The following is a 16,933-nucleotide window of genomic DNA, read 5'->3' on the forward strand; positions in this document are numbered from 1 at the left end:
TCTCACCTGTCCCCTACTCTCTATTCCCGCACTTCAACACATATATTATATAGTATTATTCTATCGACGATAGAGACATGAAAAAAATATTCCCATATCTGTTGATGGCCTCGGTGGCCCTTCCGGCTATCTCAGCCAATATATCCGACGACAAAGATCTCGCTCCATACGTTTTTCCACAGAACTCTCCCACCCGTGTGTCACGTCCGGCATATCTCGCCGACGGACTGAGCTATCTCTCACTGTCTGCCGACGGCAAAAAGGTGGTGAAATACGAAACCGCCACCGGCAAGGAAATAGAGACAGTAATGGATGTCACACATACGCGCGAGACAACCATTCCGTCAATCGAGAGTTTCGTGATGAGCCCCGACGGCTCAAAACTCCTCGTTGGACGCGAACGGAAACCGATCTACCGCCGTTCTTCGATGGCCAAATACTATGTCTACAACATAAGGACCCGCCAGCTGCATCCGCTGTCAGTTAATTTTGAATACCAACGCGAGCCTCTTTTCTCTCCCGACGGACGGATGGTGGCCTTCGTAGGTTCTGACAATGACATCCATCTCCATAAAATAGACTATAATACGGAGGTCGATGTAACCACCGACGGCATGACCGACAAGATTATCAACGGGGTGCCTGACTGGGTATATGAAGAAGAATTCACCACTTCTTCGTCAATGGCATGGGCACCCGACAATCTTACGCTATGCTACATCAAGTATAATGAGACAGATGTCCCGGCCTATTCATTCCCGCTATATGAAGGGACTTGCAATCCGATGGAGCAATATGCGCTCTACCCCGGTTCGTTCACATACAAATATCCCGTAGCCGGACAACCGAATTCGAAAGTCAGCGTCCACAGCTATGACGTTGACAACCGCAAGACAAAGAATCTTGACATTCCTGCCACTAATTTCGAATATATCCCCAGAATATCTTACGGAGGAAGCCCCGACCGCCTGATTATCGCAACCCTCAACCGCGCACAGACCCGCATGGAGCTTTTCAGCATGAATCCTAAATCAAACGTGGCCAAATCGATACTTGTGGAAGAGGAATCGGCATGGCTTGAACCGTCGACCTACGAGAATCTGACATTCAACACAGATAATTTTGTCGTCCTTTCGTCGCGCTCCGGATTCACCCACGCCTATCAGTACAACTATGCCGGCTCAATGACCCGTGCCATCACAAAAGGCGATTTCGATGTGCTTGCTTACTACGGCGCAGATGCAAAAGGCAACCACTATGTGCAGTCGACAGCCACAGGACCTATCAACAGAGTGGTCTCGCGCATTGACCCAAAAGGAATAATGACCCACATGACTCCTGAGAAGGGCAACGCTTCTGTCTGGTTTACTCCTGCAAAGAACTATTACACCGTCTGCTACAGCAACGCACAGACCCCTCCTGTCTACACACTGCGCAACATAGCCGGAAAAGACATTCGTGTGCTTGAGGACAATGCTGCGGCAAAGGCAAAATATGCCTCCGCTCCCAAACGTGAGTTCTTCACCGTAACGACGGCCGAGGGCATCACTATCAATGCCTACATGCTGAAACCGGCCGGATTCTCCGCATCAGGCTCATATCCCGTGATCATGACGCAGTACAGCGGCCCCGGCTCTCAGCAAGTGCTCGACTCATGGGCCATCGACTGGGAACAGTATGCCGCCATGCAGGGATATATCGTAATCTGTGCCGACGGTCGCGGAACAGGCGGACGCGGACGCGCATGGGAAACCATCGTATACAAGAATCTCGGCCACTACGAGACAATCGACCAGCAGGCAGTGGCAAAATGGGCTGCCGGACAACCATACGTTAAATCAGGCAGCATCGGCATCTGCGGATGGAGCTACGGAGGCTACGAGACACTTATGTGCGTGTCGACCCCATCGACACCTTTCGCTGCCGCCGTGGCCATAGCCCCTGTCACCGACTGGCGTTACTATGACACTATCTACGCCGAGCGCTATATGCTCACTCCGCAGGAAAATGAAGACGGCTACCGCGCGTCTGCCCCTCTGAATGCCGTCGGCAACCTGTCAGTACCGCTGCTAATGATGCACGGGACTGCCGATGACAACGTACATTTCATGAACACAGTCCAGTATACATCCGCACTCCAGTCTGCCGGAAAGTGGTGTGACATGTTCATATATCCTAACATGAACCATTCGATCTATGGATGCGGTGCGCGTCTTTCGGTCTACTCGCGAATGCTCGCCTACTTTAAATCCAATCTTCGTTAAGCTACAAGCATCTGACATACATGACCCAACATCATCACATTACAAACGAAAAAGCAATCTTCACGCTATGGCTCAACTGGGCCATTGCTGTGGGGGCTCTCGCTTTGCCTGAAATGGCCGCACTTTTCGTGCCACGACACTGGATTCCGACAATCACTTTCGGACTGATGTTACTCCTCATTATCTACCGCAACAACGGGAGGAAGCTGAGTGCGTCGTCGTGTGACCTCATCCAGACAATATGCGTCAGGACATTGTGTACATCGGCTCTGATAATGATAATAATATCCATTATCTATACCCGCCATATCATCTCGCTGTTCTATCCCGAAGAGCTGCTTAACATGCACATCCCCTATCTGACAATACTCATACTCGGGCCTGTAGCCACATTCTACTGCCTTTTGTCGGAAATACAGGGAAACAACGCATCTGTATGCCGGGAGTGCATAATACGCAACGGCACAGCTTCTGAGCGAGGATTTCTTGGAAAAGTCTTCTCACAGGAAAGCCGCTATCAGGTCAGAACTTTGCTCGTCCTCTCCGCTACCGTCAGCGTGACGTCATGGGTATATTATGCACTCTACTATGTCAACGTGAATCTCAACAGTGCCGATCATTTCTTCTATAACTGGGTTCCGTCTATATTATACGGTTTCTCAATCATTTTCTTCGGCATGAGATATTTCGGACTATGGAGCTATTATTACAACCACATCGAGCAGAACCCTCGTGTCTGCATGAACGGTTCCGGCGTACGCTTCCTAATTTTTCATGAAGACAACATATTCCTGAGCCGGACCGAAGGTTTCCATGACTATCCTGATGGCGACAAGTTCGACACTCCTACCGAAATCAGCCTGTCGCACTCTAATTCCATAAGCGTCGAAGATGCCGCCGACCATTTTTCAAATCTGACAGGTCTGCCGGCAGAGGACATGTCGATACGTTTTATGTATAAAAGCACCGACATGTCGGGACAGGCCAATGTATTCCATTTCATCTGCTGTCTGCCGGCCAAAGAAACCATTAACAGCACGTCTGTACGCGGCCAATGGTTCACACTGTCCCAGCTGCAGCGTCTGCTTTATAATCATGAACTGACCAAGATGCTCGCCTCCGAGATCCACAGGCTATACACTGTCACTATGGCATGGAAGACCTATGACGCGGATGGCAACAGGCTCTATCGCATCAAGAATTATCGCCCGACCTTCCACCTGAAGGGTATCTGTGACTGGGATGTCGATTTCAACGATTCACAATGGCTTGAAGTAGCACGCTTCAATGAGGACAAACCTCTCTTCCATCTGCGCAAACTGTTTCACCGCCGGCAGCGTAAAGCAACGCAAGCCTGATTCAATAGATAATGGACACAGATAAAAATAGACCGCTTATAGTCATTACCGGGCCTACAGCCTCGGGGAAAACACGCAGGGCTGTGGACCTTGCCCGGAGAATCGGCGCTGAAATAATCAGTGCCGATTCCCGTCAGATATACCGGGGAATGGACATCGGTACGGGCAAGGACATTGAGGAATACGGAGAAATTCCTGTTCACCTTATAGATATATGCCCTGCCGGTTATAAATATAACCTCTATGAATTTCTACGGGATTTTCATAAGGCAAAGACCGATATTGAATCCAGAGGAAACTATGTGATCCTATGCGGTGGCACAGGCCTCTACGTCGAAAGTGTCCTCAAAGGTCTGCGCCTCCCGGAAGTACCGGAAAATCCGGAGCTTCGGCACAGCCTCGAAGGAAAGCCGCTCAACGAACTCTCAGAGATATTGGCCTCGATGAAAAATCTGCATAACACAACCGATGTAGACACCGCTAAGCGAGCCATACGCGCCATCGAAATTCAGACATACTACAATGACCATCCTGACGCAGCACGCGAGGCAGAGCCATCGCCTGTTACCGATGCGGTAGTGATAGGCGTGGAGATTGACCGCGACAGACGCCGCGACCGCATCTCCCGGCGTCTTCATAGCCGTCTGGAAGAAGGGATGGTCGATGAAGTACGCCGGTTGCTTGACTCAGGCATTCCTGCCGACGATCTGATTTATTATGGTCTTGAATATAAATACCTGACCCTCTATCTAACCGGCAAGATGGCATACGAAGAGATGGTGTCAGGACTTGAAATCGCCATACACCAGTTTGCCAAAAGACAGATGACATGGTTCAGAGGCATGGAAAAACGCGGTTTCCCGATTCATTGGCTGCCGTATGACCTATCGGCAGAAGCTTTCACGGATGAGATTGAAAAACTTATCTTAGACAGCCATTAGTTTTTTGCCGCACTGGTATCCATAGGAAATATTTTTTTCGAATAATTCGATACTCTTTTATGAGCAAAAATAGAAATCACCGTACAGTATGAACAAAATATAAAAATCACCATCAAAAAACAATCAGCTCCCGAAAAAGTTAAAAGCAGCCATAACCTTCCCGCACCCTCCAAAAATACCCTCAAAAACGCTAAAAAAGCTCGATTTTCAACTTTTTTTGAAAAAATCGAAAAAAAGTTACCAAAAAATTTGCACAGTATCGGAAAACTCCCTACCTTTGCAACGCAAAAACGGAAAAACAACAACGTTTCCTTCTTGTAAAAACATATTTTGGTGCCATAGCTCAGTTGGTAGAGCAAAGGACTGAAAATCCTTGTGTCCCCGGTTCGATTCCTGGTGGCACCACAAAAAAAGGAAAATGACTCCGTAGCTCAGTTGGTAGAGCAACTGACTCTTAATCAGTGGGTCGAGAGTTCGAGCCTCTCCGGGGTCACTTAATAGAAACTCAATCACTTATGAATCAAGTGATTGAGTTTCTATTTATGGGTATTCTGTCCACAAATTGTCCACCAAACTGAATCCTATGCGTCGGCGACATTCATTTTCTATGTTTTTGAATGTCGTTGGACTATGCTGAATGTCGGTGACATTCAACCGCGCGAACAAGTGAGCGTTATTGGATGTTTTAAGAATCGTGAGTTAATGTTGACTCCCGTTAAAATTCAGTTATAGCCAGTGAGCACCGACACACCCCCACCTCCACGACACAAAGAGCTACTCGACGAGTGGATTTCCAATAACTACGAAGAATACTGCGACTTTACCGACATGATGCACTCCGCCGACGGCGTAGGCTTCGAGAAAGTTTTTAATTTTGCCAGCAAACTTGCTCCCGGATTCAAGAAAGCTGTCGAGTGTCGCCTGAAAGACGACCGGGCAACCGATTTCAAGAATTTGGAGGAAATTCTGCACGAAGCGAAAATAGGCAATAAGCTGTTGGCCGGCTTTGAAAACCCTCTGCCAGATTCAATGATACCGGCGATGCTTGCATGGCTTTTCCGTGGACGTAGCTTCGAGTGTATGACAGAAATGGGCGAGGAACTGATACGCGGAGGCAAACTGACCTTCTTGGCTCGTATAGTTTTCAAATTTACAATAAAAACTATCATATATACCAGCATCTCTATTGAGGCAAGAACTGAAGATGATTGGCGTAATTTCTGCGAAGAGCAGGATGAACTGGGCGTTGTTCCAACCGTGACGCTAAAAGTCGTAAAGAAATTCAAATCTGCCGTTCCTGTCACCGATGACAATGTGGTAACCACCGAAAAGAAAAAGCCCAAGGCAAGAATAGCAGAGCGGAAACCGTTGAAAGAACTGCTTACCGACCACACATTACTCGAACTGATAGAGGAACGTGTGACAGTCAAGAAAAGAGCCAAAGACATAGCGATGTTATATATCGCACTCGACAAAGCACATGTACTCCATAGCTGTACCATCGTAGAATTCCATTCAGCTCTTGATGAAGCTTTCGGAGAAAAGGCCGGTTATAAGAAAATTCATGTCCGCGGTGTGCAGGACGCACACAAAACCTTTATGTCAAGAGTACAGAACAAACTCGTCATAGACTTCCCGGAGAACAAAGCGGAGTTGGCAGACATAAGGGATTTCCTTGACCTCCCGGCATACGCTACCGTATAAAATCCTCTACGAAGACATACTCAAGAAAGCCATCTGACCTTCATGGTCGGGTGGCTTTTGTCATTTGTGACTATCGTGTAAGTGTCAATTATGTCATAATGTCAGCCCCTATAATGGCGCAAAAAATCTCGTATTTCTTCGTTTTCTTCGTTTACGAATTAAAACGAATTTAACCTCCTGTGTATCAGCGTTATACATTTGAAAAGACACGATATTTGTGCTTTCTTTGCAGCCCTGTTCCGAGTGGAATAGGCGAAGGGAGCGGGTAAAGTTGCCACCGCTGCCGGGGTATAACAATGGCGACACATAGGAGAATCTGAATGACAGATATTCTTAGCATCTTACAAGCGGGAGCCAATGTTTCTCTGACTATGACTCCACAAGATTTGTTCGATTTCGCAAAGAACGTAATCGAACTGACAAAGGAGCAACTGTTGCCAATGATGGCGACAGCCGCTCAGACCACTTTACTCTCACGCAAAGAGGTAATGGAAAAACTCGGCGTGTGTGAGGTCACTCTCTACAACTGGCGCAAAAGCGGATACCTTGAGGCGGTAAAGGTTGGGCGCAAAGTTTTCTATCGCCAAGAAGATGTACAAAAAACATTGGAACTGCATGGTGACAAGACAGGAAAATAAGGGCATAGACCCGATGCTCGTGCTCGGCAAGGCTGTTGACATGAGCGTGAAGATTAAAGGCGGCGATTTCCCTTTGGGTGCCATGCCTATGAAGATTCAGCGTATCGTGCGGGAGGCGAATGAGTGTTACGGTTACCCGGTGGATTATCTAGCAGGAGCTATGCTTGTGGCTGTCGGGCTGGGTATCGGCAATACCCATTTCGCCCGGCTCAAAGGGAAATGGGATGAGAGCGCGATTCTTTTCATGGCTCTTGTCGGCAGACCCGGTGCCTGTAAGTCGCATCCGCTGAATTTCGCCATACGTCCGTTCACGGAGCTGGACGGTAAGGCGACACGCGCATATGTCAAGGAGTGCGAGGAATACGAGCGTCAGCGTGAACTGCCGATGAAGGAGCGTACAGCCTCACACCCTGTGGCCCCGGTATGCAAACGTTTTCTTATTTCTGACGCCACCCCGGAAGCCATGCTGCTTATTCACTCGCAGAATCTGCGTGGCATACTTATGTGGAATGACGAGCTTGCAGGATGGTTCAAGAACTTCAACCGCTACAACAAAGGCTCTGACGAGGAATATTGGCTCAAACTGTTCAATGCCAATCCGTCGTTCTCCGACCGCAAGGGCGTGAAAAACTCTGTATACATCAGTCGCCCTTTTATCTCGGTTGTGGGGACTATCCAGAACGGCATATTGAATGAGCTGGCTCAGGGAAGTCGCACCTCAAATGGTTTCATTGACCGTCTGCTGTTCGTTATGCCCGGCAATCAGGACAAGCAGCCGTGGAGCGACCGAGAACCGTCGTTCGACATCGAAGCGGCATGGGCTGACATCATCGGCAGACTTGTGGCGATGCCCTACGAAACCGATGATGACGGCAATATCGTCGCCGGTATTCTGCCTTTCACTCCTGAGGCAAAATCGCGGCTCTACGAATGGCAACGTCAGAACACTGAGGAATGTAACCGGGAGGAATGTGACGCACTGAAAGGTGTCTATAACAAGTTTGATTTCCATGCCATACGCTTTTGTCTAATAATGCAAATGGCGCGCTGGGCCTGTGGTGAAGCTGACAAATCGGAAATAGATCTTGTCTCGGTTGAAAATGCCATATCACTTGTGGATTATTTCAAGACAACCGCCACAAGAGTACAGGGCATTATCCGCGAGCTGTCGCTGTCGGAACTGCAAAGAGCCGTGATGTCGGCTCTACCCGATGAGTTCACAACTGAGCAGGGTGTGGAAATCGCCGCCGACAATTCTATGCCGGAGCGTACTTTCAAGGATTTTATCAGGCGTTTCACCGGGATTCACTTTCAGAAAATACGTCATGGAATTTATGGCAAGATATGACTGTAAACCTGCATTTTCTGCACTTTCGGCATTTTCAGCCCACAAAATGCGGATAATGCAGATAGTGCGAACCGATTTTTTGAGAATCTATGAATAATACACACCGATTCATTCTCCAGCCATACAAAGGAGTGGCTACACGGCACACCTGCCCCGCCTGTCACAAGAAACGTTGTTTTAGCCGGTATATTGACACCGAGAAACAAATTTCGTTTCCGGACGATGTGGGCAGATGTGACCATGAACAGAGCTGCGGCTATAATCTTACGCCAAAGGAATATTTCGAGCGTAATCCTCAGGCGAAGCCCTTGCACTCCGATTTCGCCACTCCGTCAGCATGGCGAGCCAAACCGACCGAGCGACGCAAACCATCACTGATAGAGTCAAAGACTGTTTCACAGACTTTGCACGGCTACCATCTGAACAACCTCTACCTTTTCCTCCGCTCCAAATTCGGAGCCGAGGAAGCGGAGAGGCTGATAGGAGTATATCGTGTCGGCACATCAAAGCACTGGCCGGGGTCATGCGTGTTCTGGCAGACCGATGCCAATGGAGACACCCGCACAGGAAAGGTCATGCTCTATAACGCTGACTGCGGCAAGCGTGTCAAGGAGCCATTCAATCATGTGACATGGGTTCACTCGCTGTTAAAGATGCCCGACTTCAATCTGCGTCAGTGCTTTTTCGGCGAACACCTCTTGCCGATGAACCGAGGCAAACCGGTTGCCATCGTCGAGAGCGAGAAGACCGCTCTTGTGGCGGCATATTATCTGCCGGAATATGTGTGGCTGGCTACAGGTGGTAAAAACGGTTGCTTTAATGCCGACGCACTTCGTGTTCTCCGTGGCTGTCAGGTTATCCTGTATCCCGATATTGGCGCGACAGACCAGTGGCGGCAGAAACTGAGATTGCTCCGCAGTCTCGGTATCGAGGCAAGCATCTTCAACTTCCTTGAAGATGTTGCCACCGATGACGAGCGAACAGTCGGACTCGACATAGCGGACTACCTGCTGCAAATAGAGCCTGACCAAGCGATACTGCAATCAATGATACGCCGCAATCCGATTTTACAGACGCTCATTGATGAACTACAACTCACTCTTGTGTCAGTTGAACGGTACAACCCGGATACTTATGCAATTCACAAACCCTCAAAAACCGAAAAACAATGACAGCAAAGAAATCTCCGTCAACAACCGCATCCAAGTCAACCGAGTTGACCGATGCACCCGAATCCAAAGTATCAACCATCAAACCACAAATTATTATGCAACCAGATAATTCAATCAACTCAACTCCCGCTATCAATGCTGTAAACAGCGACAACACTATCAACAGCACCACTCCTGCCAATAACGATAATCTGTTCGATAACGAGCAGACGGCAATCGATACTACCGAATCGCCCAAGCAACAGCGCGTGGGCAAGCAACAGCGCAAATCCGATTACGCCGAGTTCAAGGCTACCTATCTCACTCCGGCAAAGCTGGAGAAGCGTCATCCGGTCAACATAGAGGACAGCGTATGGGCGAAGCTCGAACGCATTGCCCGCATCCTCGGTGACCGTGACACCACCGTCGGCAGCTACATCAATGCCGTCCTCTTGGAGCATCTCAATCTCTATGCCGACGACATCGAAATATGGCGCAAACTCTGAGATGATAATGTCGGGATACCACTGCACCCGGTACACCGTGGGGCAGCTTCCCGATGAACGTAGTGAATTGGGAAGGCAAGGATATGTTTCGGGATTTCTTTTTCTCCGAAAACGACTCCCAAAACTGCGCAGCATAAGCCGCTCTTTGCCTCCCCAATCCACATAAACCACAACAATGTCTACTATGAGTAAACCAACTGTCAGGAAGGGCGGTCGTCCCTCTAAACCGACCGATGAGAAGCGCACCCATGTGGTGACAATCAAACTGAACGATGCCGAATACTCCGACCTTCTGGAGCGGTCAAAAGCCGCCGGAGTAAAGATGGCGGAGTATGTACGCCACGGTGCGTTCCGGCTCACGATTGTCAGTCGCCTGAGCGGGATTGAACAGGAAATTGCTAGAGGAATACTAAATCTCAGTTCCGATTTCAATCAGGCAATGACATGTTTTCATCAGCTCAAACTCCGCAGTGCGGCCAATAAATTAGTCGCCGTCGTCGATAAGATGTTTGACATTCTCAAAAAATTAAGGCCCAATAAAGAGACTGATTATGTTTGCAAGAATACTTAAAAGCGGCACGTTTCACGATGTTGTGGGGTATGTGACGCGCCAGTTCCACGACCCGAAAGAGTACACACACGACACATGGCGCATCATCGGAAACGAAAATATTTTCACTACCGACTATGCGAAAATGGTTCAGTCGTTTGAAGCGATACATGGATTTATGCCCGGTAAAGAGAATCCGGCAGGACATATTTCCATCAGTTTTGACAACGCTGACGCGCCTCGTATGACCGATGAATTTATGGCTCAGCTCGCGAAAGAGTATATGGAAGGTATGGGTATCAAGGACACACAATATCTTATCGTGCGCCATCTGGAAACCGGACATCCGCATTTCCATATCGTCTATAACCGTGTAAATATGTCAGGCAAGGCAGTCGACGAGCGCAATAATTTCAGGCGCAGCGACCGTGTTGTAAAGGCTATCAAGGACAAATACGGACTCACATACTCGCCGCTGAAACAGAAATACGAGGACAAAATTCCGGTATTCAAGGAGCGGATAAGTCAGGCGATTTATGGCTGTAAGTCGTGGGATGAGTTCTCGCGCCGCCTCGCCTGTGCCGGAATTGAGGTAAAATTTCATGACGATCACAACACCGGCAAACACATCGGCGTGAAATTTACGGACGGAGACATAACGGTCAACGGGTCTAAAATCGACCGTGCTTTCACATATCGCCGCCTGAACAACCTCTTTGAGTTTAACCGCAGACAAGGATTTGAGCAATCAGACTCTATCCAGCAGAACCCGAAAGTAACCGTCGAATATATCCCGACGCAAAAGTCCTCCCTTGTGGAAGATGTGATTGAAGCCACCGTCGGGGCAATCGGAAATCTGTTCTCTCTCGGCCCCGGCTTCGACCCGGAGGAACAGGCGTTTCAAAACGCCATCAAGAAAGAAGAAGCCAAACGTAAACGCAAATCAAGAAGAATCTGAATATGTCAAAGTTATATGATGACGTCAAGAAACAAGGTGAGCAGATTGACGACCTGCAAAAGACAGTAACCAACCACACCACTCGCATCGAGACCCTCGAAACCAAGGCGAAGGCAACCCCTCCGACACAAACACAGGCGATGCCGTCAGAGGTCAAGGTTGTGCTTCCGGACGATATTGCCCGAAAGTCCGACATAGAGAAAGCCGTGACTGAGATTACCCGCAAATGCAATGCCGGAGAACACCCGATACCGCAGTCGGTAACGGTGACTGTCAGTGCATTGGACGCACTTGAAAAAGTGGAGTATGACAAGGCTATCCGAAAGGCTGTCAAGGATGAAATCCAGAATACCGATAAAAAAGCCGTAGAGAACAATGCTATTCTCAAAAGAATTGAGAACCGGCAGAACAGCTCTGATAACGAAATCGCGTTGCGCAACAAACTAAATGCGTTCAAAATCGGGTTCGTAATAAACGTGGTCGTTTTCATCGCATTCGGTGTCATGTTCCTCCATCAAGACAACGAGATTGAGCACCTCAAACGAGTGGAATGGCTCTACCGCTGGAGCCGCATAGGGAGGACAGACACCGAGGAATATCAGGACTTTGAACGCCGTATGCTCGATGGGAAGAAAGAAGAACGTGAAGGCATGAAGACCAAAATCTTCAACATGGAGCGCAACTCCCCGCAGTTCCTCTACTTCCGTCCTGTCGATGACTGGAAACCGGAACCGCCGGAGTCACCCAAATCCGAGGAAACAGAGCAATCAAAGCCAAAGGCTGAATCAAAGCCGAAGCCATTGCCTCATGAGAAACGTTCCCGCCTGACTCCGGGTGAAATAGAAGCTATCAAGAGAGTGCGGGCAAACCCCCATATCCCCGAAGATGCCAAGCCTCCATTACCAGATGGATATGAATAATTCGTGATAACTCGAAGACAGGCAACCCCGACAATCACTGCCGGGGCTGCCTGTCTTTGTCTATGTATGATTAAGCTGTTTTTACTTATCGGTTGGCCATAGACCTGCCGATTTAACTTTATCAGTGAGTTCTGATATTTCGGCATCTGTCAGTTGGTGTATAGTAGTATCTCGCTTGAATGATTTTGCAGGATGTTCTTTCTTTACGCTTTTGCGAAGTGCCTTTTTCTCTTTCTGAAATTCAGCCTTTTCGCGGAGATATTCTTCTTTCATTTCGGCATACTCTTGGCGAAGTTCTTCTTGCTCTGCTTCCAGTCCTGCCTGTTCCTCGGCTAATTCCATTTGCTCTTTCTGAAATTCAGCCTGTTCAGTTTCGTAATCCGATTCTGTGTGCCTGCAGGAGAAGAGGCTTACCGCTATGATTGCTAATATTGTTAGAAGTTTTGCTTTCATATCATCTGTTGTCTTTCGTTTCGTGATAATCCTGAATACCATCCACTACGTTTACATCCACCTTCTTACCTCCGGAGAAGTTCCATGTAAGCGAGAATCCGACATACTGTACGGGGTGGTGTACTTATATGACACCTTGTTCGCTCCGGCTTGTCGGTCGAGTTTGCGACGGTTGCCTAATGGGGTAAAGTCCAATGCTACTTGAAGATTATCGCCAAGAAATGTCTTGTAAATCTGCCCGTTCACATTGTAAACAGCATGGTATGTGCGGTCGAGAGTGCGATAGGTTGGCTCGAAGTTGACGTTTAGCATACCGCCCCAGCCGTGACCGAATCGGAAATTATTGTTGAAATAGAAATATTCCTTGAAGCGGGTCTTGTTATAATGTATTCCGTCAAGCGTTGTGTTCTCGGGAGTGATTTCAATTCTCCCGGAAAGTTTGAAACGCCACCATTTAGTTGGTGCTTCCATCCATTCCGCACCGAAGCCCCAGACACCTTGACCGTTTATATTCACCGGCTTGGCATAAAATACATCGGGAGTCTCCTTGCTCTGGAATGTTTGCCAATATATCCGGTCGTGAGAATAGGCGTAAAGGGCAGTCAGATTAATTTTATTTCGGAGCAGAGATAATCCGGCCATTACTATGTCGGCTGATTGTGCTTTCAAATCAGGATTGCCCACGGTATAATTGTAAGTGTCGCTCCAGTTGATTACCGATGAAATAGCTGTGTATGGTATATCACTGAGAGTCCGCTTATAACTGAGCATGAGAGCATGATTCATTTTCGAGCCGAAAGGCATCATGACCTGTACTGTCGGATTTATCGACCATTGGGTATTTGTACTTTTGTTGCCTACTGAACAGTCTTCGTAGGAAATACGGTTGAGCTGCCAGTTGACACCTGCACTGTATTTGAATTTCCAAACTCTTCCTTGTGCCGAGGCATAGACTATGGGAGTGAATCCGGAAGTCTTGGTCGGAATATCGCTTGTCTCAAAACGATCGTTTTCAACAATATCGGTCGGCGTGTAGTCCGAGGATATGAATTGTGCGGAAGCACCGAATTTCCATATGAGTGTACGGCTGTGGGGATAGCTGAAATCAGCTTTGAATTTCCATAGATTGAGATTGTCGGTTTCATCTAAGGCGGCAGTCTTTTCCGAATCAAGGAAATAGCTGCTGTTGTTGCGGCTATGACGGTTCAGGTAGTCGGCTGTTAGTTCCATCTGAGAGCCACGAGAGGAAAGCGGTTGTGAAAACCGAAGAGTCCCTTCCTGTAGTACAATATTTTTGCGACTGCTGACTGATGAAGTCAGACTCTCATTGTCTGATACAGATGAAGGATGCGGACGATACAAAGATACCAGATAGCTGCCTCCGAGTTGAGCACCTGAGTTGAACTGCTGCGTTAGGCTAAGACGGTTTCTGAAATCGAAGCTGTGAGATTTGGATGACTCTGTGAGAAATGTATGAAGGTTGTCACCCGTCATTGTCTGTTCTGAATTGTCCTTAACCTTGGTTGCCCCGGCATAAAGGTTGTCATACACGCTTAACCCCTTATATCGGTAGTTTATCATGCCACTGATTCCTTCGTTTCCGAACCCACAGCTTCTGTACCAGTCGGCATTTGCAGAGATACTGCCATAATAACCACCCTCCGGAGGACGGCGGAGCGTGATCATTATTGTACCTCCGCTGAGCGAGGCGTTCTGGTCCGCTCCGGCAAGATATTTGACCTGAACTTTGTCTATCATCTCACCCGGAATATTGTTCAGTTCCGAAAGGTCTGAGAGCTTCACGCCGTCAACATAAATCTCACTTGCGGCGAGGCCGTTGATTTTGAAGTTGCCGTTCTCACGGGATATGTTTGGAAGGAATCCCAGTACATCGACAGCGGGCTTCCCCTTTGCGATATCCATACCCCGAAGATTAGTAGTGTAGCCTTCGGCGTTGTTTGTAGTGCGCGAGGCAACCACAGTCACCTCTTGAAGCTGTCGCTCCCTTTGAGCGTATGCTGACAGCCAGACAATGGCTGTCGCGAAGATTAAAATTAACTTTTTCATATCGCTTGGATTTTGAATTTTCACACTGCAAAGTTAGTGTGAAAACAGCGTCCAAGACTACTTAAATATCAACAAAATCATCTTAATCCCGTAACGTAATATATTGACATTCAATGGAAATAGTTTGTAAAAATCTTAAATCGGCCAAATTGGGTCTTAAGGTCGAATTGAAGCCGTCAAAAAGGTTATGAAATCATCTTTTGGCGGTAGATTCAACTTCTTTCTGATTGAGGTTTTGCTGACATATACCGAGTTTGAAGTCTGCTGAATCAAGACACCGATTTCTTTTGTCGAGAAGTCGGCACGCAACAGGCATAGGATCTGTATTTCTCTTTCGGAGAATACCCCCGGATAGTCATTGAGTAGTTTTGTATGGAAGCAATCATACAATTCGTCTATCACAGGATATAGCTCTTGCCAGTTAACCAAGGCGTCGGATATGGATTCAGAATTGCCGACATTGCAGATTTTTCTTAATGCCTCCTGATTTTGAATTGTAGGAGATTCGGCAAAAGTCTTGATTATACCTATCTGCTGCAAAAGTGTCTTTTTCAGTAGTGCCTTTTTGTCGTCGGTGGATGAAACAGCCGCTGCTTTTGAAAGTTGTTCCAACGCATCTATTCTTTCTTCTGCCTCTATAAGCCGTTGTCTTCTTCTATGTGCAATCAGATAAATTACACCGATAAGAACTAGAGCCACGAACATAAAGGCCACGATAAACAGCCACATTCTTTGTCGTTCAATGGTAAGTTCATAGTTGCGACGACTGAGGTCATAAGAGGTTTCAAGCGCGTCATCACGCTCTTGTCTTTTTGTCTCAAGGTCATTGCTTACGCGCCTCAAAGAATTGGCGGTGTTGGAAAGACGGCTCAGCGAGAGTGCTCCGCTATGTTCATAGTTCAGAACTATTTTTAGAAATTCAAGATATGTAGCGGCAACCGGATCGTTGCGGAAGAGATCGACATTCATACGGTCAATCATATCGGCATATTCAGTTGCTTCCGTTAAATTGCCCGAGTTTAGCTGAAGGTTTATCATCGGCACATAGAACTCGGCAAGTTTTTCAGCAGGCGCGCCTTTCATGCGCTCAATGGCATCTTTTAGAATCTCTACCGCCTTTGTTGAGGTCTCTCTCCGTTCGCCAAGAGCGGTAGCATAGTTCACGCGCAAATAAAGCCATTCTGCCGTCCCCGTTTCCGGAGCTTCCGGCAAATCAAATAGCGAATCGCACAGCGCAACGGCATCAGAGCTCCTGTCGAGTGCTACGAGCGGCGTTATCTTCTTGATTTCAAAGTTAAACCGCTTCTTGTTGTCGTCAGCAAGCCGTATTTGCCGCTCTATTAATTCCAAAGACCGGGAATAATCTTTGTCCGCAAACGTAAATCCAAGAAGTTCCTGATTGAGATTCTTTTGAATATTATCTGGCATACTGGCTGCCACTGAATCAATAAGAGAGAAAGCCTCGTCCTTAAGTTCTATCGACCGTAAATGATGTGCCTGAGCTACAACTGATTCTATATATGCTGTAGTATCACCGTTATCTTTATAAAAATTGACAGCAACCGGGATAATTGTATCGGTAACCAACGAATACCCCATATACATATTGGCTTTGGCATGTATCAGAGCATAACGAGCCTTCTGCTCCCTTGTCGAAAGAGCCTCATAGTCAACACCTTTCAGAATCATATAGGCTGAGTCCGGGTGCTGCTTAATAATAGCCTCCGCCTTGGACAACCGACATTCTATCTCTGTATTGCGACCACACGACATCGCCAAGCTTGCCACGATAAACGCAACAAGTATCAGCAGTAATGGGTATCTATGTAGAAGTTTCTTTGTATTCATATTCAGTGACAGCCTATTACACAGCCGTTTTAAGATACAAAATTACAAAAAATCGGCAACAAAACGGCTAACCGTGCCTGCTTATCTTTTTCTGTCCCTTTCTTTTGAAATATTCTTTTGAAATATATGCGCAATTCACACGATAAACAAGAACAGCCACAATAATGACAAACACAATTGCCAAGATACCTGCACATCCTCGCATAAAGTACAATAATTGCCAAGAT

14 protein-coding genes and 2 tRNA genes are annotated in these 16,933 nt (G+C 47.5%); 13 read left to right on the forward strand and 3 right to left on the reverse strand.

Going from position 1 to position 16,933, the window contains the following annotated elements; all coding sequences use genetic code 11:
- Positions 1-77 precede the first annotated feature (77 nt).
- The 13 genes from E7747_RS02960 to E7747_RS03020 all read left to right on the forward strand — a co-directional run bounded on the left by E7747_RS02960 (position 78) and on the right by E7747_RS03020 (position 12,338).
- Positions 78-2,264 (forward strand): S9 family peptidase, encoded by a 2,187-nt coding sequence (locus E7747_RS02960; RefSeq protein WP_136413999.1) that lies wholly within the window; start codon positions 78-80, stop codon positions 2,262-2,264.
- Positions 2,265-2,284: 20 nt separating this feature from the next.
- Positions 2,285-3,622 (forward strand): hypothetical protein, encoded by a 1,338-nt coding sequence (locus E7747_RS02965; RefSeq protein ID WP_136414001.1) that lies wholly within the window; start codon positions 2,285-2,287, stop codon positions 3,620-3,622.
- An 11-nt stretch (positions 3,623-3,633) separates the two neighbouring features.
- Complete coding sequence (miaA, locus tag E7747_RS02970) at positions 3,634-4,563, forward strand: tRNA (adenosine(37)-N6)-dimethylallyltransferase MiaA (protein ID WP_136414003.1); 930 nt, start codon at positions 3,634-3,636, stop codon at positions 4,561-4,563.
- A 332-nt stretch (positions 4,564-4,895) separates the two neighbouring features.
- A tRNA-Phe gene (locus tag E7747_RS02975) sits at positions 4,896-4,968 on the forward strand.
- Between the two features lie 15 nt (positions 4,969-4,983).
- Positions 4,984-5,056 (forward strand) — tRNA-Lys (locus E7747_RS02980).
- A 242-nt stretch (positions 5,057-5,298) separates the two neighbouring features.
- Positions 5,299-6,267, forward strand: coding sequence for a DUF6043 family protein (locus E7747_RS02985; protein ID WP_136414005.1), 969 nt, complete (start codon positions 5,299-5,301; stop codon positions 6,265-6,267).
- A gap of 371 nt (positions 6,268-6,638) precedes the next feature.
- On the forward strand, positions 6,639-6,905 hold the full coding sequence (locus E7747_RS02990; protein ID WP_168185205.1) for a helix-turn-helix domain-containing protein: 267 nt from the start codon (positions 6,639-6,641) through the stop codon (positions 6,903-6,905).
- Positions 6,883-8,253 (forward strand): DUF3987 domain-containing protein, encoded by a 1,371-nt coding sequence (locus E7747_RS02995; RefSeq protein WP_136414009.1) that lies wholly within the window; start codon positions 6,883-6,885, stop codon positions 8,251-8,253. Before E7747_RS02990 ends, E7747_RS02995 begins: the two co-directional genes overlap by 23 nt.
- Positions 8,254-8,342: 89 nt before the next feature.
- Positions 8,343-9,425 carry a DUF6371 domain-containing protein gene (locus E7747_RS03000; RefSeq protein WP_136414011.1) on the forward strand — a complete coding sequence of 361 codons (1,083 nt, stop codon included), beginning with the start codon at positions 8,343-8,345 and terminating at the stop codon, positions 9,423-9,425.
- A complete protein-coding gene (locus E7747_RS03005; RefSeq protein ID WP_136414013.1) occupies positions 9,422-9,910 on the forward strand; it encodes a DUF3408 domain-containing protein in 489 nt (162 codons plus the stop codon). The genes E7747_RS03000 and E7747_RS03005 overlap by 4 nt, the downstream gene beginning before the upstream one ends.
- Positions 9,911-10,094: 184 nt before the next feature.
- Complete coding sequence (locus E7747_RS03010; protein ID WP_136414014.1) at positions 10,095-10,481, forward strand: plasmid mobilization protein; 387 nt, start codon at positions 10,095-10,097, stop codon at positions 10,479-10,481.
- Positions 10,462-11,418 (forward strand): relaxase/mobilization nuclease domain-containing protein, encoded by a 957-nt coding sequence (locus E7747_RS03015; protein WP_136414016.1) that lies wholly within the window; start codon positions 10,462-10,464, stop codon positions 11,416-11,418. Before E7747_RS03010 ends, E7747_RS03015 begins: the two co-directional genes overlap by 20 nt.
- A gap of 2 nt (positions 11,419-11,420) precedes the next feature.
- Complete coding sequence (locus E7747_RS03020; RefSeq protein ID WP_136414018.1) at positions 11,421-12,338, forward strand: hypothetical protein; 918 nt, start codon at positions 11,421-11,423, stop codon at positions 12,336-12,338.
- 81 nt (positions 12,339-12,419) lie between these two features.
- Here E7747_RS03020 and E7747_RS03025 read toward each other — a convergent pair whose 3' ends face one another.
- From E7747_RS03025 to E7747_RS03035, 3 genes are all read right to left on the reverse strand, one after another.
- Positions 12,420-12,791: a hypothetical protein gene (locus tag E7747_RS03025; protein ID WP_136414020.1), complete on the reverse strand. Its 372-nt coding sequence runs from the start codon at positions 12,789-12,791 to the stop codon at positions 12,420-12,422.
- Between the two features lie 51 nt (positions 12,792-12,842).
- The gene (locus E7747_RS03030) at positions 12,843-14,858 is read right to left on the reverse strand and encodes an outer membrane beta-barrel family protein (RefSeq protein WP_136414021.1); all 2,016 of its coding nucleotides are present in this window, start codon (positions 14,856-14,858) and stop codon (positions 12,843-12,845) included.
- Between the two features lie 156 nt (positions 14,859-15,014).
- Complete coding sequence (locus tag E7747_RS03035; protein ID WP_136414023.1) at positions 15,015-16,706, reverse strand: helix-turn-helix transcriptional regulator; 1,692 nt, start codon at positions 16,704-16,706, stop codon at positions 15,015-15,017.
- Between the last annotated feature and the right edge of the window lie 227 nt (positions 16,707-16,933).

Source organism: Duncaniella dubosii, from assembly GCF_004803915.1.
GTDB lineage: Bacteria > Bacteroidota > Bacteroidia > Bacteroidales > Muribaculaceae > Duncaniella > Duncaniella dubosii.